Source organism: Hansschlegelia sp. KR7-227, from assembly GCF_049446035.1.
GTDB lineage: Bacteria > Pseudomonadota > Alphaproteobacteria > Rhizobiales > Methylopilaceae > Methylopila.
Window position 1 is genome coordinate 260,388 of record NZ_JBMSEA010000002.1, and the last position, 26,326, is coordinate 286,713.

The window sequence follows — 26,326 nt, forward strand, 5'->3', positions numbered from 1 at the left end:
CCGGACGGTCCGCAGGCCACGCGCGGCGGGCTTTACCCGCGCGGGCGGGAGCCCACATTGCGCTCCTCTCCCGATGGAGCGGATTCGTGGCTCGAGCGCCCCTTTCGATGTCTCTCTCGCACGCGCGCGGCGTCTGGCTGCGGGCGCAGCGGCTGGACGCCGAGGCGCCGTTCGGCGCGGGGCCGGACACCACGCGGCGCGCGGTCGAGCATCTCGGCTATGTCCAGATCGACACGATCCACGTGATCGAGCGCAGCCATCACCACATCCTCTACACCCGCATCCCGGACTACCGACGCAGCGACCTCGAACATGCGCAGTCGGTCGACAAGTCCGTGTTCGAGTACTGGACCCACGCGCTGGCCTATGTGCCGACCTCCGACTACCGCTTCTTCCTGCCCGCCATGGAGGGCCGGCGGGCGCAGCCCCACCGCTCCTTCGCCGCCGCGGCGGAGCCGGACGCCTACGCTGCTCTGCTGAGACGCATCCGGAAGGAAGGCGCGCTGTCCATCCGCGACTTCGAGGGCGAGGAGCTTGTGGAGAAGACCCATCCCTGGGCGAGCCGCAAGCCGTCCAGAGCCGCGCTCAGATTCGGTTTCTTCGTCGGCGATCTGACCATCAGCGGTCGCCGCGGCATGCTGAAGAGCTACGACCTGACTAACCGTCATTTCGGATGGCGCCGCCGTCCCCCAGCAGCTTCGCCCGTGCAATACGCCGGCTACCTGCTGCGGCGCGCCCTCCGGTCGCAGGGCGTCGTGAGCCTGGATTCGATCTGCTATGGCGACCTCGGATGGAAACTGCAGGTCGCCGCGTTGATCGAGCACGAGGTGAAGCGGCGGCGGCTCGTCCCTGTTCGCTTGGAAGGCCACAACAGGAGTTCGCTGTGGGCGGCGCCGGACGCTCTCGACGCGGGCGGACGCGCGCCTTCGGCGCACAGGACCCATATCCTGTCGCCCTTCGATCCTTTGGTCATCCAGCGCAAGCGCCTGAACGCGCTCTTCGGCTACGACCACAGGTTCGAAGCCTACGTCCCGCCGGAGAAGCGCCGGCTCGGCTACTTCGCGCTGCCGGTCCTGATGGGCGACCAGATCGTCGCCGCGGTCGACCTCAAGACGGATCGGCAAGCCGGCCGCCTGCTCATGCAGAAATGGACATGGATCGCCGAAGAGACCGCAGAGCGCAGGGCGGCCATCGAAGAGGAGCTCGGGCGCTTCGAGCGGTTCCAACTGTCGTGAAGCGCTCCAGAGCGTCCGCAACCGGCGTGGCGAGCGAAAGCGGACGATCGCGTGCTACGGAAGCGGACGTTTGAACCAAAGCGCCGGGACTGCCTCATGACGAACGCAGCGACCATCGCCGCCATCCAGTCGAAGATCGCCCGCGGCGCGGCTCCGCAGGATCTCGTGACGACCCTCTGGGAGCGCGCCCGGTCGCTCGAGCCCTCGCTCCAGGCGTTCGCCCACCTTCCCGACAGCCCGCCCGAAGCGGGCGAGGCGGGGCCGCTCGCCGGAGTCGCGGTGGGGGTGAAGGATCTGATCGACACCGCCGACATGCCGACCGGCTACGGCTCCCCGATCCATGACGGACACCGGCCGGCCGCCGACGCAGCGATCGTGGCGCGGCTGCGGGCGCTCGGCGCGACCGTGCTGGGCAAGACGGTCACGACCGAATTCGCGTGGCGCCATCCCGGGCCCACCCGCAACCCCTGGAACCTCGCCCACACGCCGGGCGGCTCCTCCAGCGGCTCCGCCGCGGCGGTGGCGGCGGGGCTCGTCACCCTTGCGCTCGGCACCCAGACGTTTGGTTCGGTGATCCGTCCCGCGGCGTTCTGCGGGGTCGTCGGGTTCAAGCCGAGCTTCGGGGCGCTTCCGCGCGAGGGCGTTCATCCGCTGAGCCCGTCGCTCGATCATGTCGGGCTGTTCGCCCGCACGGTCGACGACGTGTCCGCCGCGCTTTCGCTGCTCGCCCCCGACATCGCCCCCGCGTCGTCCGTCCCCGTCGCGGAGCTGCGTCTTGCGGCGCTGACGCCGTCGACGGACGTCGCCAGCGAAGAGCAGCGCGCGCTGGTCGACTCGGCGCGCCAGGACCTGGCGTCGGCCGGCGCGCGAGTCGAAACCGTCGATCTCTCCGACATGACGGTCCGGCTGCGGTCGATCGCGGAAATCATCGTGGCCTTCGAGGCGGCGCAGGTCTTCGGAGAGCTGCAGAGCCGCCGGCCGGCCGACATCAGCGGCGAGCTCACCGACCTGATCAACGGCGGACGCGCGATCTCGGACGCAGCCCACCGCGACGCCCTGGCCGCCCAGCGCGACCTGCGGGAGGCGTTCGCCGATCGCATGCGCGGCTACGACGCGGTTCTCACCATCCCGGCCCCCGGGGAGGCGCCGGAGGGGCTAGGGCACACCGGCGACGCGCGCTTCTGCACGCCGTGGACCACGCTCGGCGCGCCGGCCGTCTCCCTGCCTGTCGGCGTGTCGCTGTCCGGCCTGCCGCTTGGGCTGCAGCTGGTCGGACGCCACGGCGGCGACATGGCGCTGCTGGCGGCCGCCCAGACGATCCTTCAAGTCGTCCCCCTGTTTGCCGGAGCGCCTCACCTGGAGGCCCGGAGCTAAACCTCTCCCGGCGAGCCGTCAGGTTGGCCGGAGACGCCTCTCCATGAGCTGACGCCCCGCTGCGCGTCTGCTCGCCAGGACCTGCGTATTCTTTTCTCTTTACGCACAAATGTTTCTTGTAAAGAATTCTTCGACCGTGGCTCGGGGCGGTCCGTTGTGAACAGGGAGCGACAGCTATGGGCGACGCCGTTTCGGGGACGCAGGTCCTGGTGAAAATCGACCCGACGGGCAGCAAGAGCGGCAAGGAGGTTCGCGGCCCCGCCACGCTGGGCGAGATCGTCGAGGGAACCTGCGAGCAGGTGCTCGACGTCTTCATGACCAGCGAAAAGGGCAACTTCCTCGCAGGCGTCTGGACCTGCACGCCGGGCACGATGAAGCTGACCGATTATCCCTTCAACGAAATGGCCGTGATCATCGAGGGCCGGATCATCGTCACCGAAGAGGACAGCGGGACGGTGCAGGAATTCGGCCCCGGCGAGAGCCTCGCCATCCGGAAGGGATTTCGCGGCTCCTGGGCGATGCCCGAACCGGTGCTCAAGCGCTTCGCGGCTGAAATTCCCTCCTGACGCGACCGCCGGGCTGCGCCAGGGACGGTTGCGGCGTCCTGCGGCGGGACGATCCGGTCGCATCTCCGGGCCGCGTCCAGCCGCGTGAGCGCTCGCTCACCGGCCAAGGGCGCCAGGCGCGAGATCGCCTTCGAAGGCCGGCCGCGGCCGCTCGGAGGCGCCCAGCCGCAAGGCCGCGACGAGCGCAAGGACCAGCAGCGCGGTGTCGAACGCGACGACCGCCGTCCAGCCGCCGACGCCGTAGAACCAGCCGCCGGCCCAGCCGGCCACGCTCGAGCCGAGATAATAAGCGAGCAGATAAAGCGAGGCGGCGTGGCCCTTCGACCCCTCGGCCGCCCGTCCGACCCAGCCGCTCGCCGTGGAATGGGCGACGAAGAAGCCGACGGTGACGCAGATCACGCCGCCGATGATCACGGCGAGCGGCGCGGCGAGCGTCAGCGCAAGGCCTACGAACGATATGGCGAAGCCTGCGACCAGAATGGGCGCGCGGCCGAACCGGTCCGACATCGCCCCCGCCGTCGAGGAGGCGACGACGCCCAGCACATAGACGCCGAAGATCAGGCTGATCTCCATGTGGTTGAGGCCGTAAGGCGCCTCGCTCAGACGGAAGCCGATGAAGTTGAAGGCGGACACGAACACGCCAAGCGACAGGAAGCCGATCAGGAACAGCAGCGGCAGCCGGCCTCCGCGGAGATGGCCGAGCCAGGCGTCTCTGTGATGCGAGAGGCTAAAGCCCGGCGTCCTGACGAAATGGCGGGACGGCGGCAGCAACAGAACGAAGCCGATCGCGGCGAGCAATCCAAGTCCGCCCATGCTCGCCATGGCGATGCGCCAAGTCGTCAGTTCCGACATGGCGCCGACGCCGAGCCGGCCGAGCATCGCCCCGAGCGCCGTGCCGCCGACATAAAGGCCCATGGCGGAGCCGAGCCCCTTCGGGTCGACCTCTTCGGCGAGATAGGCCATCGCGACCGCCGGGACGCCGCCCAGCGCGGCGCCCTCGATCGCGCGGGCGACCAGCAGGCCGTGCCAGCTCGGCGTGAAGGCCACCACGGTGTTGGCGAGGGCCGCCGCGCACATCGAGGCAAACATCAGCCCCCGGCGGCCGGCCGACTCCGAAAGCGCGCCGGCGCACAGAATGGCGACGGCGAGGGAGGCCGTCGTGACCGACATCGCGAGCGCGCTGTCCGCCGGGGAGACCTGAAACTCCTTGGCGAATCCCGGCAGCAGCGGCTGGACGCAATAGACCAGCGAGAAGGTCGCGAACCCGGCGAGGAACAGCGCGAGGCTGCCGCGGCGATAGGCGGAGGAGCCGCGAACAAGATAGCCGGCCTCGCCGCCGCCATCCGGATCACCGGCGGTCGGCAAGGCTTCGACGGATGCGGCCGGGACGCGGGCGTTCATGGAAGGACCCTTCTTTGAAGGGGAATGTGGCGGTCGCGGCGTCATCCGTCCAATATATGATGACGGCGATCCTGATCTGTTCCATGTATGAGACATGGAGCTTCGACACGTCCGATATTTCCTTGCCGTAGCCGCGGAAAAGAACTTTTCGCGCGCCGCCGCGCGCGTCGGCATCGCCCAGCCGCCGCTCAGCGGACAGATCAAGAATCTCGAGACCGAGATCGGCGCCCGCCTGTTCCACCGCATTCCCCAGGGCGCGGAGCTGACCGCGGCGGGAGAAGCCTTCTTCGAGGCGGTGAAGGGCTTTCCGGCCCTCGCGGAGCGGGCCGTGCACGAAGCGCGCCGCGCGGCCCGGGGCGAGCGCGGCTCGATCCGCGTGGGCTTTACCGGCACCGCGGCGTTCGAGACCGTGGTGTCCTCGTCGATCCGCGGATTTCGGCGCGCTTTTCCCGCGGTCGAATTGACGCTCGAGGAGACCAACTCGTCGCGGCTGGCGGAGGCCCTTGGCGCGGGCGACCTCGACGTCGGCTTTCTCAGGAGCGCCTCGTCCGACGACGAGCGGCTTCAGTTCCGGCCGCTGACCCGCAAGAAGATGCTCGCGGTGCTCCCGGCGTCGCATCCCGCCGCAGACTCGAACCCGGTGCGCCTCGAGGACCTGCGGGACGACGCCTTCGTTCTCACGCCGCGCGAGATCGGCACGGCGATGTATGACGCAATCGTGTCGAGCTGCCGCGACGCGGGCTTCGAGCCGACCATCGGACAGTCCGCGCCGCAGATCATCTCCGTGATCAGCCTGGTCGCGGCTGAGCTCGGCGTGTCGATCGTGCCGTCGGCCGCCCGCCATCTCGGACTGCCCGGCGTGGTCTATCGCGACATCGCGGGCGACGGGCCGACCGTCGACCTGTCGCTGGCCTTCCGCCGCGCGGACACCTCGCCTGTCGTCCGCAACTTTCTCGCTCTGGCCTCGACTTAAGCGTCCGCCGCGCGGCCTCAGCGCACCGCGGCCGTCTCCCGAGGAGGCGGCACGACGCCGGAGCGGCCGGCGGTGGCTTTCGCGTGCACGGGTGCAAACGTATTTCTTACCGAACGATATTTTATCCGTCGGCCGCGCGCATAGATCTCGGTCCAACAGAGCCGCGACCGTCGCGGCGCAGAGAAGGAGAAGGTCATGAAGACCTTAGCTTACGCCATTGTCGGGGCCGTGCTCGCCTCGTCCGCCGCCGTCGCCGACCCCGGCATCAACTGGGCGCGCGTCGGCCAGACCAGCCCTGCGGTTTCGACGCGCCCCGCGCAGCTTCCGGCCGCCGAGACGATGTCGTTGCGCCGGTCCCGCGCTCCGAGCCAGGACCAGTCCGAACGGCCGGCCAAGGCGCCGGCGTCCAGCGCTCATCCGGCCGATACGTTCTGGAAGAACTGATCAGCTCCGCGCCGGACCCCTGACGACTGGCGAGGGGAAGCGGAGCGGTCCGCTTCCCCCGGTCCTGGCCGATGGCCCGGCGCCGCGCGAAGGGCGGAACGCGATCTGAAATGTCGGCGCGTAGATCGCGGACGGGCTTCCCTCGCTCAGTGGATGAGGAGATCCAGAAACGCCGATCTAGGTAGAGATACTTATTCCTCAAGAGTTTGATCGCCTGCTACCCCTGCGTACCGCTTTCGTCATCCGCCGCGGCGGCCCGATACGAGATACGCAGCCATGCCGACCGCCGACCCTGAGATCGACGTCCGCGACCCGTCGAACCCGTTCCTCGCCGCGCTGATCAGAGGCCAGATCTGGCACGGCGTGCAGGACGCTCCGCTCACCTACAACTTCTCCACCATCACCTACACGAACACGGGCGTCACGACCTATACGTGGAAGGCCGCCGAGAAGGCGGCGTTCCGCAAGGCGGTCGCGGCCTTCGAGTCGGTGATCGACATCGATTTTCAGGAGACCGCTTCGGCGGAGAACTCCGACTTCAACTGGTTTCTCGATCCAAGCCCGGCGCCAGAAGGCGACCTCGCCGCGCACGCCTTGCCCTCGGGTCCGCAGGCCGGCAACGGCCTGTTCTACGTCGACGAATATGACGACTGGAGCGGCCAGCTGAAGCCGGGCGGCTTCGCCTTCTCCACCATCATCCACGAGATCGGACACGGCCTGGGGCTCGATCACCCGCACAGCGGTTCGCCGCGCTTTCCAGGCGTGGACGGTCCTCTCGACACGGGGACGAACGACCAGAACAGCTGGCTCTACACCGTGATGAGCTACAAGTTCTTCGGCGCCTCGCAGAATGGCCAGCCGCATACGGCGGCCGAACAGGGCGCAATCAGCTTTCCCGACGGGCTGATGGCGTTCGACATCGCCGCGCTGCAGTATCTTTACGGTGCCAACACCAGCTTTGCTTCGGGCGACGACGTCTACACGCTGACGAACGCGACGGCGTCGCTGCACTGCATCTGGGACACGGGCGGCCGCGACATGATCCGCTACGGCGGGACGCGCGCCGTGGCGATCGACCTGACCGAGGCCAGTCTCAAGGCCGGCGACATCTACGCCGGCGGCCGCATCAGCTTCGTGGACCAGGTGCTGGGAGGCTTCACGATCGCGAACGGGGTCGACATCGAGGACGCGACCGGCGGCTCCGGAAGCGATCAACTCTGGGGCAACGCTCTCGCCAACCGACTGGCGGGTTCAGGCGGCGACGACACCCTGTTCGGCGGCGTCGGTCGCGACGATCTCGTCGGCGGCGCCGGGGTCGACACGGCGCATCTCGGAGACAAGACGAGCCGCATCCAAATCGTTCTGGACGCCGCCGGCGACGCGACCGCTTTCGTCGGCGGAAAGGCCGAAGACAGCCTCTCCGGCATCGAGAACGTCCTCAGCGGCTCCGGCGCGGACGTGCTGGAAGGCAACGCGCGCGCCAACGAGCTCCAAGGCGGGAGCGGCGACGACACGCTGGTGGCGAGCGACGGCGCGCTCGACGTCCTGACCGGCGGCCGGGGCGTGGACTGGCTCGATCTCCGCGAGCTCCCCGACGCGGCCAAGGTCGAGGTCTTCCTCCAGGATTCCCTCGGATCGGGCGTCACGCGCGTCGACGGGCGCGCGGTCGCGACGATCTTCTCGATCGAAAACGTGCGCGGCCATGACGGAAGGGACGCGATCGTCGGAAACGCCCAAGACAACGTGCTGCTGGGTCAGGCTGGCGACGACTCGCTGAGAGGCGCAGAGGGCGCGGACACGCTCGACGGCGGCGGCGGAATCGATCTTGCCTCCTACCGCGGAGAACAGCGCGCCGTCTCCATCGCCCTCAACGGGCGGGGGGACGCCATGGCGTTCGTGAACGGCCGCGAGGAGGACGCGCTGCGCGGGATCGAGAACCTGCGCGGCGGCGAGCGGGGCGATATGCTCCAAGGCAACGCGCGCGCCAATCGCCTCGAAGGCGGCGAAGGCGACGATACGTTGGTCGGATCCGCCGGCGTCGACACGCTCGACGGCGGCGCAGGCGTCGACCTCGCCGACTTCAACGGCGTCGAGGCGCCGACGCGCCTGCTCATCCTGCTCGGCGGCGACGACCGGGGCTTCGTCGCGTCGACCGACGGCTCGATCGAAGCCGAGCTGATCTCGATCGAAGACGTGCGCGGCAGCCAGTCGGCCGACGAGATCGTGGGCGACGACCGCGCCAACAGGATCACCGGGGGCTTCGGCGACGACACCATCGCCGGCGGCGACGGCGTGGACACGCTCGACGGCGAGAATGGCTCCAACACGCTGAGTTACCGCGCCGAGACGGCCTCGGTCAGCGTCCGACTCGACGGGTCGACGTTCACTGCGGCGGTGGTCGACCTCGTGGTGGCGGACCGGGTCCGCAACTTCCAGAACGTGATCGGCGGCGCCGCCGGAGACTTCCTCTACGGCGGCGGCGACGCCAACAGGCTCGAAGGCGCGGACGGCGACGACGCGCTGCGCGGCGGCGGCGGCTTCGACACGCTCGACGGCGGAGCGGGTCGCGACGCCGCCGATTATTCGCTCGAGAAGGCGTCCGTCCGCGCGACCCTGAAAGGCCCCGACGCCGCGACGGCGACGGTGGGCGGAAAGCCGGCCGACCAGCTGTTCTCGATCGAGAACCTGATCGGCGGCTCGGCCGCCGATACGCTCACGGGCGACATGGGCGACAATCTGCTCTCGGGCTCGGGCGGCGACGACCAACTCGGCGGCGCGGCGGGCGACGACACGCTGGTCGGAGGGACCGGCTTCGACCGGATGGACGGCGGAGCGGGCTTCGACGTCGCCGACTACTCCGACGAATTTGCGGCGCTGAAGGCGACGCTGTCGACCGGCAACGCCTATGTCTCGCTCAAGCGCTTCGACGCGGCGAAGAACGCCTTCGTCAACGAAGACGGGCTGAAATTCATCGAGAAGCTGATCGGCGGCTTGGGAAGCGACTCGTTCGAGGGCTCGATCGGCGGCGACCATCTGTTCGGCGGGTTCGGGGCCGACACGATCGACGGCTATTTCGGCAGCGACGTCATCAATGGCGGCCAGGGCAAGGACCAGCTCGACGGCGGCGCCTCGCGGGACGGCGACTTCGACGTGCTGGACTATGGGGACGCGGCCTTTGCGATCAAAGTCACGCTCAACGGCGCGACCTTCGCGGACGTGACGATCGGCGGCGCTGTCGAGGACAGCGTCCGCAACTTCGAGGGCGTCATCGGCGGCCTGAAGGCGGACGTCATCACCGGCGACGACGGCGCCAACCGCCTCGTCGGCGGGGACGGCGCCGACACCCTCACCGGCGGCGCCGGGGCCGACACGCTCATCGGCGGCGCCGGCCGCGACCGGATCGACGGCGGCGCGAAGGTCTACAACGACATCAACGGTCAGCCATTCGTCAATTTCGACCAGGCCGACACGCTCGACTATGGCGACAAGACCTACAGCTTCCGGCTGACGCTCGCGGCGGTCGACACGTCGAAGCCCAAGCCGGCCACCGCGACGGCGATCTTTTCGGACGGCGAGCGCGACACGATCCAGCGGATCGAAAACGTCGTGGGCGGAGCGGGGAACGACCTCATCACCGGCAACAACGTCAACAACCGGCTGTTCGGCGGCGACGGGGCCGACAGCATCGACGGCGGCGCCGCCGACGACACGGTTTCGGGCGGCGCCGGACACGACGTCCTCAAGGGCGGGGCAGGCTCGGATCAGGTCATGTTCGACGACGCGACGGGCGGGCTCACAGTCCGGCTCGGCGCCGACGGCGCGGCGAGCGTGGTCCAGATCGGCGGCGTCGCGGCCGACACGATCAGCCAGTTCGAGAACGTCGTGGGCGGCGCCTTCGACGACCGGTTCACGGGCAACGAGTCCGCCAATTTCTTCCTCGGCGGCGCGGGAGCCGACATTTTCGTCGGCGGCGCCGGACCCGACCAATACCAGGGCGGCGACGGCTCCGATCTCGTGGACTATTCCGCCATGACCGAAAACCTGGCGGTCTACCTGCGATACGAGGACGGTGCGGAACGCGGCTACGCCTTCTTCGACGGCGTTCTGAAGGACACGCTCTCCACGATCGAGAACGTGAGGGGCGGCTCCGGAAACGACAATCTGCGCGGCGGGGCCGGCGCGAACGCGATCAACGGCGGAGCCGGCGCCGACACGCTTTACGGCCTGGCGGGAAGCGACACGCTGACCGGCGGAACCGGCGCGGACAAGTTCGTCTTCGGCGGCCTCTCCTCGGCGGCGGGCCCGGGCGTTCTGGCGATCGGCGACATCGGCGTCGACCGCGTGACCGACTTCGGCGTCGCCGACGACCTCATCCGCATCGACCTGCGGACGTTCGATCCGGGACATGCGCTGCCTGTCCTCACGGCAGACACTTTCGGCGTCGGGCGCACCTTCGGCGACCGCGGCTCCGACGACGTGCTGTTCTACAGCCAGGGCGACGGCGGCCTGTGGTTCGATCTCGACGCAAGCGGCGGCGGGGCCGCGGTCCGGATCGCGGCGCTCTCCCGGAACCTCGCGCTGGAGTTCTCGAATTTCGAGTTCTTCAATCCGGTCTGATCGAACGCCGCAGCGAGCGCGCTTTCGGCTCGCGGCCGAGGGTCGCAGGCCATGAGACCCAACCGCGGACAAAGTCCGGCGGCTTTCTTGCTCTCGGGCCTGACGGTCTGCGGAGGCTTCCGCTGTTGAGGGCCAGTGGGCGGTTTCGGGCGGGCCGCGGCCGTGTTAATGCCCCTGAACGGCCATAACGGGGGCGAATTGGTGGCGGGATCGGGCGGCGTGCGGCGGAAGGTGTGGGGCGTTCTCGCCGCCTACCTGCTCGTCCTGCAGGCGACGCTGACGGGTCTTGCGCTCGGCGCCCTGCCGGTCGCTGCGGACCCGTTTTCGACCCTGTGCGCCTCCGGCTCCGCCACGGACCGTCCGGACCCTGTAAAACCTCATGGCGGGCTGCCGGACTGCTGCGTCGCCGGCTGTCCGATGCTGGGCGGCGGCATGGCGCCGCCGACCGACGCCGTAGCGGCCCACGGCCGTCTGATCTCGGCGGCGGCGGCGCCGATCCTCGACGGGCGCGACGTCGCCCCCTCCCTTACCCATCGCTCCCCACGCAGCACGCGCGGTCCCCCGGCGACGGCCTGAGCGCGCCTTCCAGCGCCTTCTCAACCGTCCCGAATGCGCCGCCCGATGGACCGCCCGCGTCCTCGGCGTTCGATCCTGCGTGGAGTCTCCCCCGTGTCCCGTCTTCGTCCTCCGTCGGCGCGCTGCGCCGCCCGACATTCGTCACCCATGTCCTTATGCGCGGCCCGCGCGGTTCTGCTCGGAGGCCTCGCCGCGACGCCCTGGAGCTTGAGCGCGACGGCGCAGGAGGCGTCGGAAGACGCGACCGCGCTCGAGGAGATCACGGTCCAAGGTGAAGGCGGCGGCGCCGCCGACGCGCCCTCCCCGGCGGCGGCGCTCCGGCGCCGGACGGAGGCGGCGAGCCGTCTCGGCCTCACCGTCAGGGAGACGCCCGCGACGGTCGACGTGATCACCCAGGAGCGGCTCCAGGAGGAAGGTCGACGCTCGCTGATCGAGGCCTACTCGTCGGCGCCGGGCGTGGTCGCCGGCAATCTGCCGGGCGAGCCGGGCGTCACCGCCATGCGCGGCTTCTCGCGCGGCGCCGTGGGGTACTCGGTCGACGGCTTCGCCGCGATCGACCCGCTGATCGCCTCGCGCAACTACGACACCTACAGCTTCGACCGCATCGAGATCCTCAAAGGGCCGGCGTCGGTGGTGAACGGCAGCGGCGCTCTGGCGGGCACCATCAACGTGGTCACGCGCAAACCCGAGCTCGGCGTCAACAAGGTCGACGGCCTCCTGAGCTACGGATCGTTCGACAGCGTCCGCGCCGGAGCGTCATTCAACGCCGCTCCGTCGCCGAACGTCGCGGCGTCCGCAAGCGTGCTCTACGGCCGCTCGGACGGCTACGTGAACGACACCGACAGCCGCAACGTGCAGGTCACGACCGGACTGACGCTGCAGCCGACCGACCGCCTCAGGGTCACGGCGGCCTTCGACTATTTCAAAGACCATTACGGCACGCCCTATCAGGGAACGCCCCTTCTCCCGCGAGACGTGGCGCGCAACCCGAGCGGCGTCGTGTCGGCAGGCGACCTCGTGCTCGACAAGTCGATCTGGAGGAAAAACTACAACGTCTCCGACGGCGTGATGAAGTCGGACGCGATCTGGGCGCGCGCTGGCGCCGAGTACGATCTGACCGAGAGCTGGACGCTGCGGAACGATTTCGGCTTCTACAGCGCCGACCGCGCCTGGGCGAACTCCGAAGACTTCAGCTACAACGCCGCGACTGGTCTGCTGGACCGCTCAGCGACCCTCATAACCCATGATCACCAGGCTTGGTCGAACCGGACCTCCGCCAATTACGACGGCGAGATCGACGGCCGGCGGAACCGCTTCACGGCGGGCTTCGAATATGTGGAGACCGACTTCGGCTCGAACCGGCGCTTCGGGACCGTCACGTCGGTCGACCCCTTCAACCCTGACCGCGGCAGCTTCCCGGACACGTCCGGCTTCGACACGCGACAGGATTTCGACAGCAAGGTCGGCAACGCCTCCGTCTTCCTGGAGAACGCCTTCAACGTCACGCCGGGGTGGATCGTCGTCGCCGGCCTTCGGCAGGACTGGATCGATCTCGACCGGACGATCGACGACCTGAAGGCCGGCGCCTCGACCACGTTCGGTAAGGACTTCAAGGCGACCTCCTGGAGGGTCGGCTCGGTCTACGACGTCGCTCCGGGAGTCAGCCTGTTCGCGCAGTACACCACCGCGATCGCCCCGGTCACGACTCTGCTGCTCGCCAACATGGAGCGCGCGACGTTCGACCTCACCAAGGGAAGGTCGGTCGAAACGGGCGTTAAAACGGCGCTCTGGGATGACCGCGTGGTCGCGACGGCCTCGGTCTACCAGATCGAGCAGGACGACATACTGACCCGCGATCCGAGCAATTCGAACTTTACGATCCAGGGCGGCAGCCAGAGGTCGCGCGGCGTGGAGCTCGACGTCACGGTCGCCCTCACCGAGCAGTGGAAGCTCAACGCCAACGCCGCCGTTCTCAAGGCGGAGTTCACAAAGCTCAAGGAGTTCGTCAGCGGTCAACCCGAGCCCGTCAGCCGCAAGGGCAACCGCCCGCTCAACGTGCCGGAGCAGACCTTCAACCTCTGGACCACCTGCCGGCTCGCGAGCGTCCCGGTGACCTTCGGCGCCGGCGTGCGCTATGTCGGCGATTTCTACACCGACAACGCCAACACCATTCGCGTCGACGGCCGCGCTCTGCTCGACGCGTCGGTCTCCTACGACGTGCCCGTCGGGGGCACGGTCACGCTGCGCGGCCGCAACCTGACCAACAAATTCTACGCCGAATGGTCCGGCTACAGCTCCAAGCAGGTCTATGTCGGCACGCCGCGCAGCTTCGACCTGACCTACAGCGTCAAGTTCTGAGGGAGGGAGCCATGGACTGGATCTCGAACCCGGCGATCTACCGCGCCGTCTGGCGCTGGCATTTCTACGCCGGGCTGATCGTCGCGCCTTTCGTCCTGATCCTCAGCGTCACGGGCGCGATCTACCTCTTCAACGACGAGATCAACGACGCGCTGCACGCCGAGAAGCGCATCACCGCGCCGCATGAGACGACGCTGCCGCTGAGGCGCCTGATCGCTGCCGCCGAAGCGAGCGTCCCGGGCGGGAAAGCCACACGCATAGACACCTGGAGCGCGCCCGATCGGAGCGCCCAGGTGTTCGTCGCCGCGGGCGACGGCGCCGATCTCAGGGTGTTCGTCGATCCCGGAACCGGCGCCGCGCTCGGCTCCTATGTCTACGACCGGACGCTCGTCGGCTTCGCCGACCGTTTCCACGGCTCGCTGATGCTGGGCAAGGTCGGCGACGGGATCGTGGAGCTTGCGGCCTGCTGGGCGGTCGTTCTGCTCGTCACGGGGCTTTATCTCTGGTGGCCCCGCGGCGTGCGGAGCTTCGCCGACGCGCTGACGCCCCGGCTCCGGGCGACGGGACGGCCGTTCTGGAAGAGCCTGCACGCTGTGACGGGCGCCTGGACCGCCCTGCTGATCCTGTTCCTGATCCTGACGGGGCTGCCCTGGGCCAATGTCTGGGGCACGCTGCTGAGGGCGGGCGCCGACGTCGCGGGCGTCGGCTACCCCACGAGCCATCGGGACCATGGCGCGGTCCCGGCCTCGACGATCAAGCAGGCGACCGGAGAGGCGCCGTGGGCGCTCGAGGAGGCGCCAATGCCGAAATCGGACGACCATTCGGCGCATCACGGCGCGCATATGAGCGCGCCCGAAGGCCCGGCGGCGCAGCCGATCGGCGTCGACCGCGCGGCCGACATCCTCGCCGCGACGGGGGTGGCGCACCCCTACCGCCTGTCGCTGCCGAACGGCCGGACAGGGGTCTATTCGGCCTACACCTATCCCGATCGCCCGCAGGGGCAGCGGACGGTGCAGATCGATCAATATTCGGGCGACATCGTGAACGACGTCGGCTTTGCGGACTACGGCCGGGTGGCCAAGGCCGTGGAGCTCGGCGTCCAGCTCCATATGGGCAACTATTTCGGCGTCGCGAACCAGGCCGTCATGCTGTTCGCCTGTCTCGGCGCAGCCGGCCTCTCGATCACCGGGCCGATCATGTGGTGGCGCCGGCGCCCGAAGGGCGCGCTCGGCGCGCCGCGGCCCCTGGAGCCGGCGCGCCTGCGAACCGTCGCGCTGATCACCGCCGCTCTCGGGATCGCCTTCCCGCTGGCCGGCGCCTCGCTGCTCGCCGCCCTGGCGCTCGACCGCCTGATCGCCCGGCGCGGCGCTTGAGCAGGGTGAGGGCCCGAAGGATCGTATCCGAGGCGCTCACAAGCCTGCGCGAAGCGTCCGCGCATATCGCATCGGCAGGCAAGCGCAAAGAGCGTCAGCCTTCTCGAATGCCAGCTAATTTCCTGAATTAGCCCCCGGCGAGCCCGCCGCCGCTTCGCCCCAAACTCCTGAGCCGCGTTCGCTCTGGAAATATGGCGCTCCGAAGCGAAGCGCAGGAACCGTGATGGAACAAGGGGTTAGATCGGTCCCACAGCCGCCTTCATAACCTATGCCTTCTAGGGCATATTGGCTGTCGTGTCCCACCATTTTCGGCCGCTACCGCACCCCTACCCGCGCGGCTCGGCAATTCCATTTTCCCGACATGACCCCCGGTCGATTCGACATGGGCGCCTTCATCCCCGCGACGACTTTTGTACGTACACGCGATTGACCGCGGGTCGTTTTGTATGTACAAAGCTCGGACGCGCCGAGCGGTCCTGATGTACGATCCGAACCCCACGAAATCGATCGCCAACCTCGCCAGCCACGGCGTGTCGTTCGAGTCGGCCGAACGGTTCGAGTGGGACACGGCCCTAGAGGCGCCGGACACCCGGCACCCCTACCCAGAGGTCCGGACGATCGCCATCGGCTATCTCGGCGACCGACTGCACGTCGCCGTCGACACCATGCGCGCCGGCCGCGTCCGCTTCATCAGCGTTCGCAAGGCGCACCCCAAAGAGGCTGAAAGATATGTCGAATTCTTCGCGGAAGGCTGACGAGGCCAAGCGCCGCGCGCGGGCTTCGATCGAGATCAGCGCCGAGGAGGCTGCGGAGCTCCGCGCCGCCGCCGAAGCGGACCCCGACAACCCGCCCCTGACAACCGAGGACTTCGCCCGCATGAAACCGGCGATCGGACGGCCACGCGGCGCGGTCGCCAAGGTACCCGTCACCATGCGGATCGACGAGGATGTGGTCTTCGCGCTGAAAGCCGGCGGCCGCGGCTGGCAGACGCGCGTCAACGCTGTGTTGCGGGAGGCGATGCCCGCCGGCTTTATGATCCGCGAGGGCGCTGGCCGGTTGGCCCAGAGCGTCCTGTCGTCGGGTGGCGCGACGCGCCCGAAGGGCAAGGGCGCAACGAAGGCACCCGGGCAAGGTGCCGTGCACCGCACTGCCGCCAGCGCGTTACGCGAGCCGGGCTGTGGCCCGAAGCGCCCGGCCGGCAAAGACGCGACGACCCGCCCCAAGAAGGCATAGGCGCCCGCGGTCCATCTTGGACGGCAGATGGCGCATAAGCTGACACCATCGTGCGGCCAGTGCTGCGGTCCTCCCGGCGCTAAAAGCCGAACGAAAGTGACGTCCCCGGCCGGGCCGCCGCCCTCGCGGGACGCGCGCTTGCGCACGTCCCTCGCGGGACGCGCGCTTGCGCACGTCGCGGTTCCCGCTACCGTGCGTAAGCAATCGGAGGACGATTGGTGAAGGTTCGGGTTTTCAGCGAGGATCACCGCGACAGTCTTGAGGTCGATTGGCCCGCTATTCCTCGACACGGCGAAATCGTCGCGTTCCGTCACCGTGGGGGGACCTCCATCCTCTCGGTGCGAGACGTCCGATGGCACGTTGAGACGGACGGCACGTTCACCGAGGTCGAGGTCAACCTGACCTATGACCACGAGTAGCGAGCCGACCGACCACCGATTGGATCTCGAGCTAGAAGTCCGGAAGCCCCAGGCTGGCTTTCCGGCAAAGCTCGCCGGGATGCCGCGGGCCTCACGGGTTCTTAAGCGTCGGCGGCCATCCTCGGCTGCATCCCCGCGTCGACCCCGGGAGGTCAGGAGGTCGACCGAGCCGCAGGACGCGACGGTCGCAAGCCCGTTGCTTGTTCGCAGGCGCGACCCGCGCCAGCCCGGGCAGCGGGCTGGACGGCTGGAGCTCGATTCCTAGCCCGTCCAGGCCGCCAATCTCCAAGAAGTCCTTCTACGATTACGTCGCGGAGATGTTGGCGCCGAGCGTGGCCAGCACCTTCCACGCGCCGCCGCTCCAACCCGCTAGACAGGGCTGGCCGCTCGCGCCGTTGCTCACGTGGATGACGGTGAACCCGCTGCCTGACGGCGTCAGCGCATTAGCTTGCGCCACGGTATAGCTGCGGAACACGTGTTGACCTGCGAACAGCCGGCGAAGCATCCCATTGGCCGAACCGAGGTCACGGGAGTTGTCCTCGGTCGGCAGCAGCGCGCCGGGGTTCCCTGCGCTCGACGCGAGCATATACCAGAGGTTTACAGGCGGCGTCTGGAATCGATCTTGAAAGAACAGGCCGAATTCTGAGCAATATATTTCAAAGAATGAATCATCATTCATAAGATCGAGCGCTGCTCTGTTTGAGCCGGTCGCCTCAGCGATTAACTTCGCCTCGGCAGCAGATTTGGCGCGGATGCTTTGGTTGAACAGGTTCTCGCCCACGCCGTCCTGATCGTCGTTCAGCAAGACGTTAATGTCGGCGCTTGCTCCGCCGAACCCCGAATTGATTTGATACAATTCGGCCCCGGCAATCTCCTTGAGCGTATTCGACGAGAATTCCAGACCTGTGCAATTGATGACTCCAATTACACGCCGAGAGGCGGAGTTGAAATTGTAGACGACGAGGGATTCCCCGCCGGTTGGTTTGCTGCAAACATTCATGAATGCATTTCTGGCGACACGTGCCGACTGAACGCCGCACAGGAAAACCCCCATCTGTGGCGTGTCGACGATGATGTTGCGCTCAATGACGACGTTCCGCACGATCCGTGACGTAGTCGGTTCGGCCGGCAATGTCGAACCGGTCTTCGTGGCCACAATACTGATCGCCGCAGGGTAGTAACTCGAACGGTTCGCGCCGCGAATGATATTGTCGACGCATACTATGCCGTCTCCGCCCGTGAAATAGTCCCTGGGATTAGTCTTCGACAGACCGAACAATATCGCTTCATCCGAGGTGTTCTCGATGACGTTTCCACTGTAGCGGCCCGCGACGCCGATCCACATCGCACGCGACCGGACGCTCCTGATCCTGTTTCCGACCACGGAAGCGACGGGGATGTCGCTCACGACCTGCGCGACGTGATTCGTCAGGTCGGTCGGCAACGAACCGTCGAGTATGCTGATCGTGAGGAGGCGACGGTAATCGGGTAGAAACGGCCCGACGCCCGTAACCCGAATCCGGCACTTCTCAACATTGTTCGCGTCATAGATGATGGCGGCGACGCCGATCTTGGGGGCGTCGTAATAATTGATCACCGAAAATCCGAGAATCTGGTTCGCGGCCTCATAATGGAGGCGGCCGATGGACTGGGGGTAGAGCCCGATCGGGTCGTCGCCTGCGCCATAAAGGTCGTTGTTGACGATCTGGATCGACCCCGACTGATCCCCGATGTCGAACACGCCGCGCATGCATGTCGCGAGGTAGCCGGGCTTCGGCACGATTCGATTGCCGACGATCTCGGTGGCGCCGCACTGCTTCGCAAGCAGAAAAGATTCCGCCGTGACGTAGCATGTTGCGCCTGAGACCTTAAGCGACGGGCACGAGATCGCATTGATCCACGCCGGCCCGTCGGTAGCGCCTTTGCACAGGACGTAGCGTCCCACCGGAGCTCTGGTGCTCAGCTGCGTCATCTCCGCGCCGGCCGCAATTCCGGATATGCGCCACAGATCGCTCCCGAGTGAGAGGAGCGTCAGGGGGCCACGGAAGTAGGGGTTCGGGTTGGTCGGATCGTTACTGTATTCGTCGCGATCCAGAGCAATATTAATCGGATAGCGATCGTCGAAGTCGGACATCAGATCGCTGTACTGGGTGATCTCGAAGATCTGCGCGAAGGTCGGAGCCGCCGGCCCGTCAGGATCACGTCGAACATCGATGTAGTTCGAGCCTAGCGCCTCAACCGTTCCCTGGAAATATGGATAATTGACGTAGTCGAATGTGCCGTTGCGAAACTCTGCATGCGCGTTGCGCACGAGAAAGACTGATGACCAGTCGGTCCAATCCTCGCCATCCTGCAAAAGAGTCACGCCGGTGAAATCAAACACGACCCACTTCACGGCGGGGTCATTTACAATAAAGCAGACGCGCTGGTTAAGGCCCGTCAGACCGGAGCCCGAAACGCTGTAGCCCGCGGCGTGGTCCCACGAAAACCGATACGTCCCGGGCGCGGGCTTGAAGACGAACATGCCTCCATTTGCGCTGGCGCGTTGAATGCCGGCCGTGACGGCCGCCTTGAAGGCCTCGAAGCAGTCCTCCCCGCCTGTTCGATCAGCGTTGAAGGGCGGGGCGGCCGGATCAATTGGACTGTCCGCCAGAGAGACGGCTTCCAGCGCGGTCCGAAAGGAAGCGGTGATGATGTTCGAGCCATCGCGCAAAGCATAATCGGATGGATCGGGCATTTCGCTCCTCCAGGTTGGTTCTTATGAAATGCGCAAACCATCTCTTGGCGCGCCTTTGTCCTACCGGGGGCGCCTAGCGCATCTTCTCATGTAGTCATGCAACGGCTGTCAGTGCTGCCGCCGGCCCAGGCCACGGCGGGTCGTCACGCCAAAGGGGCCGGAGCGGCGCAGAGCGTGTCGACCACGGCCGAAAGGAGTGTCCCGGATGCGCTTACAAGCCGCAAGCGGCGATTACGGCGCTGTCGCTCACGGCCAGCGCTGCGGCCGTAACGAGCAATAATGCGACTGATCGGTCCAAGCGCGCTCGCCTCAAACGCAAAAAGCGCCCGCCCCGGCCGGAGCCGAGACGGGCGCGGCTTGATCATTCCGGAAGCTTGAAGCCCTTTAGCGAGTATGGCGCAAAGTCCACGCCGTCGGTCGCGGCCTTGACGACGGTGGAGACCTTATCTGGGGCGCTGCCCGCGAGCGTATCCGTGGGCAGACAAGGGATGCTGTACATCTCGATGTTGACGGTGTTCCCGCGCACCGCCGTGGACGAGTTTTTCTGCTCGACATGCAGTTTGGCGTCTGCCGTCGCAGTCGACGCCGTTTCGGTCTTGACCGCCGGTGCCGCGGCGTTCGCGTCGAGCAGTAGGCCGCCGCCCCTTTCAGCGTTGGCCGTCACGTTCAGGGTGACCACCACTTTGCAGGGATAAAGGCCGGTCTTAACCCGGTGGCCGTCCCGCCGGAGCGCGGCGTTCATGCCGGCGAAGCCCGCCCCCACATCTGTCATCGCCCGTTCAATCGTGAGACCAGTCGGGTCGGCCACTTGGGCGGGCGTGAACGAGGCGCAGCCGGCAAGAGAGCCGCATGCGAGCAACAGAAATCCGAACTTCTTTGACATGCGATATCCCCGATTCTGACGGGGTAAATCTATCCTTACCAGTTTTTGCACAACCAGAGATATTAACGCTTGTCATTCGATAATCTTTTACGGGTGCAGCGTTACCCGAACGGCGCGCCCCCGATCGCCGAGCGCCTGGCGCACTGATCAGGTCGCTCGCCGCAGTAGCCGTGAATCGAGTCCCGGTGGCCCATCGTCAGCGCGGCCGACAGGAGCCCGATCCACGCCACCAGGATGATCAGGAGCGCGGGGCTCCACTGCCGCACGCGCCAGAGGATCGTGATCTTCCCCCACACCACGACGAGCAGCAGCAGCGTCCTGACGAGATAGGACGCGAAGGACTGCCCCTCGGTCACGGCCTGGATCAGCCCGACGGAAAAGGCGGGGTCGGCGACGCGGGGCCAGATCCAGCTGAGCGGGATCATCGCGATGGCGGCGTGGGTCGCGACCGTCCACGGCAGGATGTACCAGAGCGGCAGGTCCGGCTCGCCGGCGGGCTTCTTGGCCTCCACGCTCCAGTAGAGGAACAGCGGCGCGGACAGGATGCAGGACAGCAGAAGCGCGTAGGTCGTCGCGGCGTAGGACCAGTAAAGCCAGGTGATCTGCATCGTCATCGCCCCCCCTGTCGAAGTGCGTTCTGGAGCCGGCGCAGCTCGACCCTGATCCACTCCGATCCCGCCCGTTCTTCCGCTTCGATGCTTTCGATGCGCCGCGTCGTCGCCTCCGCCGCCATGATCGCCTCGTCGGCGCGCCGCACGGTCTTCGTCCGGAAGATGTCTCGCAACATGTGCTTCAAGGCTCCGATGAGGGTCTTCATCGTGCGCGCCCCCGCGGCGCAGGAGATATCCGTCGATTGAGCTCTTCCAGTTGCCGCACGAGGTCGAGCTTCTCGCTCGCCATGGTCGTCAGCTTTTCGGTCGACCGGTCGCCGACCTCGATAAGCTTGTCGGAGAGCTCGTTGACGCGCTTTTTGAGCGCTCTGTTCTCGATCCCAAACCAGATCGTTATGCATGCGAGCAGCCCCCCCCCCCCGGCAGGCCGAAGGTGTCGAACAGGAAGCCGAGCGCGTCCTGACGGCGGGCCAGAGACCCGCGAAAGCTTTCCCGATCTCAGCCACATGCGTCCTGCCTCACTGCGCCGCGCTCTGCACCTTGGCGGCGGCCTCGGCGACCGACGCCTGCACCTCCGGCAGCTTGGCGATGACCTTCGTCTTCAGCATCGCGTCGGTCTGGCCGAGCGCCTTGACGGACTCCGGGTTCTGCCGCTTCACGAGGTCGACCACGTCGTTGACGATCCCGGCCGGCACGCCGGTCAGCACGGCCGAGTCGCCGCCCTGGGCGAGGCGCGTCGTCACCAGCATCGTCGCGACGTTGATGATCGTCCGATACAGGCTCGAGGCGCGCTTTTCGTCCTTGATCGCCTTCAGCGCCGAGGCGGCGCGCTGCGCGACCACGGCCGCGAGGATGGTGAAGGCGCCGCCGAGGACGGTCACCGTCGCCTCGACCGCGTAAGGGCCGCAGCCCGCTCCAGACGTCGTTCAGGAAGTCCATGGCGATTCTCCAGAGGAAATCAGTGTTTCAGCCAAGAGCCTCTTGGGCTCAGTCCCCCTATTCAGGGGTCAGAGGAAATCAACCCGCCTCAAGCAGCGCCGCCGTCCGCTTGCGGAACAGGTCGCCGACCGCCGTCGCGCCGACGACCGACGGATCGAACGCCAGCCGCGCGATGTCCCACTTGCCGCGTTGCGTGATGCCGAGCGTGCCCTGCACCTCGGCATGGCTGAGCACGGTCTTCGCCGTCACCGGCACGCGGTAGGTCCGGCAGAGGTCGGCGAGCACGGCCGGCAGTTCGTCCCACTGCTCGCGCGTCATCGGGTAGGAGCCCGCCTGGAACGGGCTCTCTTTCGCCCCCGCCATGCAGCAGAGCGAGACGCCGATGCGCCCGGTGTTGGCGTGGAGCGTGTGCGGGGCGTAGCCGGTCTTAAGCCCGCGGGCGTCGTTGAGGTCGACGCTCGGCGCGCCGCGCACCAGCCTGCCGTCGCCTTCGATCAGGAAGTGATAGTGCCGCCGATCCTCGGCCGAGGCCTTGTGCGCGCCAGCCGTCCAGTGGACGACGATCCCCCGGATCTCGGCGTCGATCAGCCAGGTCGCCGGGATCGTCGTGACCCGTCCGGGCTTCGGCGCGGGGGCCGGGCTCGGCGCGATCGCCGCCGGCTTGCCCGTGGTCAAAGCCGCGAGCGCGGCGTCGCGGGTGAAGTTGCCGAAATCGCCGTCGGCGGCGGTCGGACCGAGGTCGTAGCCGAGCGCGAGCAGACGCGTCTGCACCGCCGCGATCTGCAGCTTACCCATGGCGGTTCTCCGGGCATGAAAAAAGCCCGGCGCGAGGGCCGGGCTAGAAGGGATTCAACGCGGCGCTGCGCGCGGGAGAGACTTGCCCCATCGCGGGCCGCAAGGCTTAATCGCGCGCAATCTGCATCTGAGGGTGAGCATGACCATTTCCGACGACGTTCAAACGCAGACGCGTCCGGCGCCTCCTCCTGCTCCTGCTCCTCGGCATGCTCCGACGTTCATCCGGAACCGCCGGCTTCGGGCGCTCGGACATGAGAACGTCTGTTGGGTGATTATCGCGATGGGTCAGTCGAACAACGCCGGGATTACTTCTCCGCAGGAGCCCTACGCAATAACGAAGGTTCCGCCGCTACCCGGGGTAGTCCTCTGCCCGAACGGCGGAACGGTCCCACACCAGTATTTTCCAATTGTTCGCAGCGTCGATGTCCCTATTGATCCCACTCGGTATGAGACATTCGTTGATGCTGCTGAGGCCTTACCTAGCTCAGTCATCCGCGGGGAATCGGTGTGCACACCGGCAGCAGTTGCATTTGCTGGCCCTCATGGGCTGAAAGGTCGCGGACAGGTGATTGTTTTTTCAGTCGCGATCGGTTCTAGCACTTTTGAGCAGTTGGTCGGATCGGATGAGGACAAGCAGCCATTCGTGAATGCAGTCAATATCCTCATGAAGGCCAGAAACTTCGCGTCTAAAGAGGGAAAGACACTCAAAATTGCCGGCGTCTTGTGGTCCGAGGGCGAAACCTCTCAAAATCTCAGAATTTCCCGGGCCGAAGTGCGATCTCAGTTGCAGACGCTACGTAAGAAGGTCGACTCCCTGGGTATGGAGGTCGGCCAGATGCCATCTCAAGAACGAGTTCCCATCGTAATCGCCCAGTTGAGCAAGGCTGCACATCACAGCGGGATTGGCGCGGTCGCCTTTGAGCAGGAACGAGCGTGTCGCGAAGTGCCTGGTATGTTCCTAGTGCCGACCTATTGGGCAGATGCTCCCGACGGCGCTGGCTATCACTATTCTTCAAAAGGGCAGATGCAACTGGGTGCTGCACTTGGACTTAAGCTGGCAGACTATTGGAACGGCGCTAACTGCACTCACCTTTATCCTTACTATGTTCGGAGAGAGGGCGAGACAGTGACTTCTTATTGGACCGCGAACGTAACATCTGACGTGAGTAAGGTTTTCGATCCCGGAAGCTTTGGCATCAGTTATGAGGATAGCACTGGTCGTATTGAAATCGAACGCGTCACCATTGAGGGCTCAACTGTGACCATCTCTTTGTCTAGAATTCCGACAGGCCGCCGTGAACAGCTTCAGATCGGGCACTTCGGCTCCGTAAAATTCGAAGGTGAAGAGGGATTTGGCATCGGGCCGGTATCGGGTCTTCGCTCGAACATCAGGACCGTGAAGGGGCGTCGCTCCGTGCCAGGTGGCCCGCTTGTCTATGATTGGGCCGCCCAAAAGCACAGCATCGAGGTCGATGTCATCGGTGCTCCGGCTGAGCAGCCGACCGCTTCCGAAGCTGCTGCAGCACCCGCTGCAGACAGCAGGACCAGACGTTGGCTCTCTTCAATCCGCCAAAAGCTCGGTCGAAACTGACCAAATCTTATTGTCGCACAATGCGTCGCATAAACGATCTGCAACAGTAGAAGCATGATCTCGCGCAGCCTTTGAAGGGCATGAAAGCGGATTTGTGGCGGCGTCAGCCGCGGGGAGGCTCGCCGAACTCGGCGCGCTGTTCGTCGGTCTCTTCGTCGAGCCAGCGCGCCGAGCCGATCGGGACGATCTTCTCGGCGAGATCGCCGGTGATGATCGCGCCGCGGTTGAACGCCTGCATCTCGGCGGGCTTGTCGTCGGAGAAGCCCTCGAAGCGGGCGAGCACGCGGGCCTGGCGCGTCGGAGACAGCATGATCCTTAAGTCCTTCTGCTTGGTGGTTGAGGGTTGTGGGGAATAAGGGCTCAGGCGAGCCCGTAGCGCGGGCGGACGAGCGCCAGCACCTTTGCGCGGTAGGCCTCGAAATCGCCGCCCAGGAACTTGCCGGCGCCGATCAGCAGTCCGCCGAGATGGCCTTTCAGATTGTTCGCGCCGGCGCCGTTGCCGCCGATCGACAGCACGGCCTCGCCGGTGTGGTCCGCCGTCACCACGCCGGACCTCGTCGACCGCGAAGGCCATTATCCGCGACCGCGGGATCGGCCCCTCCGCCATGCCGATCGCGCGCTCCGTCGACAGCGCGAAGAATGCGTCATAGACGAAGGCGCAGTCCGGCCAGAGCTCGGGGACGTTGAGGTAGGCCTCGGGCAACGGCTTGCCGCTGTTCCGAAGCTTGTCGAGATACTTTCCCTGAGGCGACCAAAGCAGATGATGCCTCAGGCGCCCGAGGAGTTTCCCTCCAGCCCCTTCAGTTCGCCGTCCTTCGTCTCGCCCACCAGCGAGGCCGCATATTCGACGCCCTCGCGGAAGATCGGGTTGGCGAGCAGCCGCTCCGCCATCTCCTTCGAATAGGGGATGGGCGTCGTCTCGTCGTCCTCCGTAAGCCCCTTCCAGTCGAGCAGCACGGCGTCCCTGTAGACTCGGATGTTGATCCGGTCCGGCTGGTCGACCGAGAGGCCCGCGCGCCGCATCTGGAACGGGATCTGGTTCATCAGCTTGTTGCGGAGCCGCCGCGCGTCGACGTTCTCGAGGCCGCGGACGTGGAGGCTGACATCCTCCATGCCGGCGACCGGGATGTCGTCGATCCATGTCCCGTGTTCGCGGGGCGGCGGTGGCGGTGGCGAGGTCGGAGAGCTTCACGGGATGAGCGCCTTTCGGGGTTGGGTCGCCCGACGCCGTTCAACGGCGCCGGCGTCAGGGGAGCAGGGCCGCCAGAACCTCGGCGAGGTTGCTGTCGATCTCGATGTTGAACGTGATCCGCAGGACGTTGTCCGCCCCGCCGACGTTCCGCCGGCGGGACATGACCAGCCCGCGGAAGTAGATCGCCGTGTTCGTGTAGTTCGCCTCGTCCGGAGCGTCCCGCAGGATGACCTTGAAGGCGCGCTTCTTGCGGTAGAGCGGTTCGGCGCAGGCGATCATCGCCGCCTGACCGGCGTCGAGCGGGTCGTGATAGACGGACGGCAAGCGCGAGCTGCCGGCGTCGGCGACGCCCTTGGCCTTGCGGACCCGGGCCTGGCCCAGCGGCGAAGGCGTGACCTTGTTCGCCTCGTCGCCGAACTCGCCGACGCTCTCGACCATCCCGATCTCGAGGTAAGGCGTGAGCGCGGCGAACTCCGCCTGCGTATCGACGAGGGGCAGCGCGACCGGCCCGATGAAGATCCGGGCGCCGGTCGCGGTGGAGATGTCGCCGAGCCCGGCGGGGGTGTCGACCATAGGAAGGCTCCTTCGAAGGGACGGGCGCGTCTCGCGACGGGCCGAGCGGCTTGCCTAAGGCCGTTTCAGGCGCCTGAGCGGCTACGGCCGCTCAGGAAACGCGCGCGAGACGGATCGCCTCGATCGCGCCGCCCCTCGTGGTCGGCGTCGGGCAGTCGTCGCAGATGCGCTGAAACACGGCGTGTTCCGCCACAGTGACGGGGTGGTCGTCCTCGATGTCTCCTGGCACGTCCTTCAAGAGGGTGCCGAGGCGGCGGTACTCTTCGATAAGACCGATGATCGGATCGGCCGCCCCTCGTGAGATCGTCGCCGCGGGCGGGGCGAAGTCGGCCCTGGCCGCTGTACGGGCGCCAAGCCCACCCACGGTCGCCGGGGAGCGCGGATCGGGCACATCGGACGCCCTCGACGCCGGATGCAAGCGCCGCCAGGACAACGG

Annotated in this window: 24 protein-coding genes and 1 pseudogene; 12 read left to right on the top strand and 13 right to left on the bottom strand. The window is 66.8% G+C overall.

From position 1 onward, the window contains the following. The first annotated feature begins 86 nt into the window (after positions 1 to 86). From ACO2RJ_RS16675 to ACO2RJ_RS16685, 3 genes are all read left to right on the top strand, one after another. Entirely contained in the window at positions 87 to 1,235 is a 1,149-nt protein-coding gene (locus ACO2RJ_RS16675; RefSeq protein ID WP_423269250.1) for a winged helix-turn-helix domain-containing protein, read from the top strand. Positions 1,236 to 1,331: 96 nt separating this feature from the next. Beyond that, on the top strand, positions 1,332 to 2,609 hold the full coding sequence (locus ACO2RJ_RS16680; protein WP_423269251.1) for an amidase: 1,278 nt from the start codon (positions 1,332 to 1,334) through the stop codon (positions 2,607 to 2,609). Positions 2,610 to 2,785: 176 nt separating this feature from the next. Then, positions 2,786 to 3,175 (top strand): cupin domain-containing protein, encoded by a 390-nt coding sequence (locus ACO2RJ_RS16685; RefSeq protein WP_423269252.1) that lies wholly within the window; start codon positions 2,786 to 2,788, stop codon positions 3,173 to 3,175. A 96-nt stretch (positions 3,176 to 3,271) separates the two neighbouring features. Here ACO2RJ_RS16685 and ACO2RJ_RS16690 read toward each other — a convergent pair whose 3' ends face one another. Then, positions 3,272 to 4,576 carry an MFS transporter gene (locus ACO2RJ_RS16690; protein WP_423269253.1) on the bottom strand — a complete coding sequence of 435 codons (1,305 nt, stop codon included), beginning with the start codon at positions 4,574 to 4,576 and terminating at the stop codon, positions 3,272 to 3,274. A 94-nt stretch (positions 4,577 to 4,670) separates the two neighbouring features. Here ACO2RJ_RS16690 and ACO2RJ_RS16695 point away from each other — a divergent pair, with 94 nt between their 5' ends. The 8 genes from ACO2RJ_RS16695 (at position 4,671) to ACO2RJ_RS16730 (ending at position 16,150) form a co-directional block, all read left to right on the top strand. After that, entirely contained in the window at positions 4,671 to 5,549 is an 879-nt protein-coding gene (locus tag ACO2RJ_RS16695; protein WP_423269254.1) for a LysR family transcriptional regulator, read from the top strand. Positions 5,550 to 5,744: 195 nt separating this feature from the next. After that, entirely contained in the window at positions 5,745 to 5,993 is a 249-nt protein-coding gene (locus ACO2RJ_RS16700) for a hypothetical protein (protein WP_423269255.1), read from the top strand. A 276-nt stretch (positions 5,994 to 6,269) separates the two neighbouring features. Further along, on the top strand, positions 6,270 to 10,610 hold the full coding sequence (locus tag ACO2RJ_RS16705; protein WP_423269256.1) for a matrixin family metalloprotease: 4,341 nt from the start codon (positions 6,270 to 6,272) through the stop codon (positions 10,608 to 10,610). 168 nt (positions 10,611 to 10,778) lie between these two features. Next, on the top strand, positions 10,779 to 11,186 hold the full coding sequence (locus tag ACO2RJ_RS16710) for a hypothetical protein (protein WP_423269257.1): 408 nt from the start codon (positions 10,779 to 10,781) through the stop codon (positions 11,184 to 11,186). Positions 11,187 to 11,333: 147 nt separating this feature from the next. Next, positions 11,334 to 13,544 (top strand): TonB-dependent receptor, encoded by a 2,211-nt coding sequence (locus tag ACO2RJ_RS16715; RefSeq protein WP_423269258.1) that lies wholly within the window; start codon positions 11,334 to 11,336, stop codon positions 13,542 to 13,544. Between the two features lie 11 nt (positions 13,545 to 13,555). Then, positions 13,556 to 14,917, top strand: a complete 1,362-nt coding sequence (locus tag ACO2RJ_RS16720) for a PepSY-associated TM helix domain-containing protein (RefSeq protein ID WP_423269259.1) — start codon at positions 13,556 to 13,558, stop codon at positions 14,915 to 14,917. Positions 14,918 to 15,396: 479 nt separating this feature from the next. After that, complete coding sequence (locus ACO2RJ_RS16725) at positions 15,397 to 15,672, top strand: BrnT family toxin (protein ID WP_423269260.1); 276 nt, start codon at positions 15,397 to 15,399, stop codon at positions 15,670 to 15,672. After that, positions 15,647 to 16,150, top strand: a complete 504-nt coding sequence (locus ACO2RJ_RS16730) for a BrnA antitoxin family protein (RefSeq protein WP_423269261.1) — start codon at positions 15,647 to 15,649, stop codon at positions 16,148 to 16,150. The genes ACO2RJ_RS16725 and ACO2RJ_RS16730 overlap by 26 nt, the downstream gene beginning before the upstream one ends. Before the next feature lie 723 nt (positions 16,151 to 16,873). On the opposite strand, the gene ACO2RJ_RS16735 is transcribed toward ACO2RJ_RS16730, so the two are convergent. The 6 genes from ACO2RJ_RS16735 to ACO2RJ_RS16760 form a co-directional block, all read right to left on the bottom strand. After that, positions 16,874 to 19,306, bottom strand: a complete 2,433-nt coding sequence (locus ACO2RJ_RS16735; protein ID WP_423269262.1) for a hypothetical protein — start codon at positions 19,304 to 19,306, stop codon at positions 16,874 to 16,876. Between the two features lie 361 nt (positions 19,307 to 19,667). Next, the gene (locus ACO2RJ_RS16740) at positions 19,668 to 20,189 is read right to left on the bottom strand and encodes a hypothetical protein (RefSeq protein WP_423269263.1); all 522 of its coding nucleotides are present in this window, start codon (positions 20,187 to 20,189) and stop codon (positions 19,668 to 19,670) included. A 101-nt stretch (positions 20,190 to 20,290) separates the two neighbouring features. Further along, positions 20,291 to 20,803: a hypothetical protein gene (locus tag ACO2RJ_RS16745; RefSeq protein ID WP_423269264.1), complete on the bottom strand. Its 513-nt coding sequence runs from the start codon at positions 20,801 to 20,803 to the stop codon at positions 20,291 to 20,293. Next, a complete protein-coding gene (locus ACO2RJ_RS16750; protein WP_423269265.1) occupies positions 20,800 to 21,006 on the bottom strand; it encodes a hypothetical protein in 207 nt (68 codons plus the stop codon). Before ACO2RJ_RS16750 ends, ACO2RJ_RS16745 begins: the two co-directional genes overlap by 4 nt. A 312-nt stretch (positions 21,007 to 21,318) precedes the next feature. Further along, positions 21,319 to 21,681, bottom strand: a complete 363-nt coding sequence (locus tag ACO2RJ_RS16755; protein ID WP_423269266.1) for a hypothetical protein — start codon at positions 21,679 to 21,681, stop codon at positions 21,319 to 21,321. A 136-nt stretch (positions 21,682 to 21,817) separates the two neighbouring features. After that, on the bottom strand, positions 21,818 to 22,534 hold the full coding sequence (locus ACO2RJ_RS16760) for a peptidoglycan recognition protein family protein (RefSeq protein WP_423269267.1): 717 nt from the start codon (positions 22,532 to 22,534) through the stop codon (positions 21,818 to 21,820). Positions 22,535 to 22,814: 280 nt separating this feature from the next. Here ACO2RJ_RS16760 and ACO2RJ_RS16765 point away from each other — a divergent pair, with 280 nt between their 5' ends. Then, positions 22,815 to 24,125 (top strand): hypothetical protein, encoded by a 1,311-nt coding sequence (locus ACO2RJ_RS16765; protein ID WP_423269268.1) that lies wholly within the window; start codon positions 22,815 to 22,817, stop codon positions 24,123 to 24,125. Positions 24,126 to 24,228: 103 nt separating this feature from the next. Here the strand turns inward: ACO2RJ_RS16765 and ACO2RJ_RS16770 are convergent, their stop codons facing one another. From ACO2RJ_RS16770 to ACO2RJ_RS16795, 6 genes and pseudogenes are all read right to left on the bottom strand, one after another. Further along, a complete protein-coding gene (locus tag ACO2RJ_RS16770) occupies positions 24,229 to 24,435 on the bottom strand; it encodes a hypothetical protein (protein WP_423269416.1) in 207 nt (68 codons plus the stop codon). A 50-nt stretch (positions 24,436 to 24,485) separates the two neighbouring features. Then, positions 24,486 to 24,671 carry a hypothetical protein gene (locus ACO2RJ_RS16775; RefSeq protein ID WP_423269417.1) on the bottom strand — a complete coding sequence of 62 codons (186 nt, stop codon included), beginning with the start codon at positions 24,669 to 24,671 and terminating at the stop codon, positions 24,486 to 24,488. Between the two features lie 28 nt (positions 24,672 to 24,699). Then, a pseudogene (locus tag ACO2RJ_RS16780) lies at positions 24,700 to 24,969 on the bottom strand (phage tail assembly chaperone); the annotation flags it as partial. Further along, on the bottom strand, positions 24,894 to 25,238 hold the full coding sequence (locus ACO2RJ_RS16785) for a hypothetical protein (protein WP_423269418.1): 345 nt from the start codon (positions 25,236 to 25,238) through the stop codon (positions 24,894 to 24,896). The pseudogene ACO2RJ_RS16780 and the gene ACO2RJ_RS16785, both read right to left, overlap by 76 nt. Before the next feature lie 133 nt (positions 25,239 to 25,371). Beyond that, complete coding sequence (locus ACO2RJ_RS16790; protein ID WP_423269269.1) at positions 25,372 to 25,890, bottom strand: iron ABC transporter substrate-binding protein; 519 nt, start codon at positions 25,888 to 25,890, stop codon at positions 25,372 to 25,374. A gap of 91 nt (positions 25,891 to 25,981) precedes the next feature. Further along, positions 25,982 to 26,281, bottom strand: coding sequence for a hypothetical protein (locus tag ACO2RJ_RS16795; RefSeq protein WP_423269270.1), 300 nt, complete (start codon positions 26,279 to 26,281; stop codon positions 25,982 to 25,984). Positions 26,282 to 26,326: the final 45 nt, after the last annotated feature.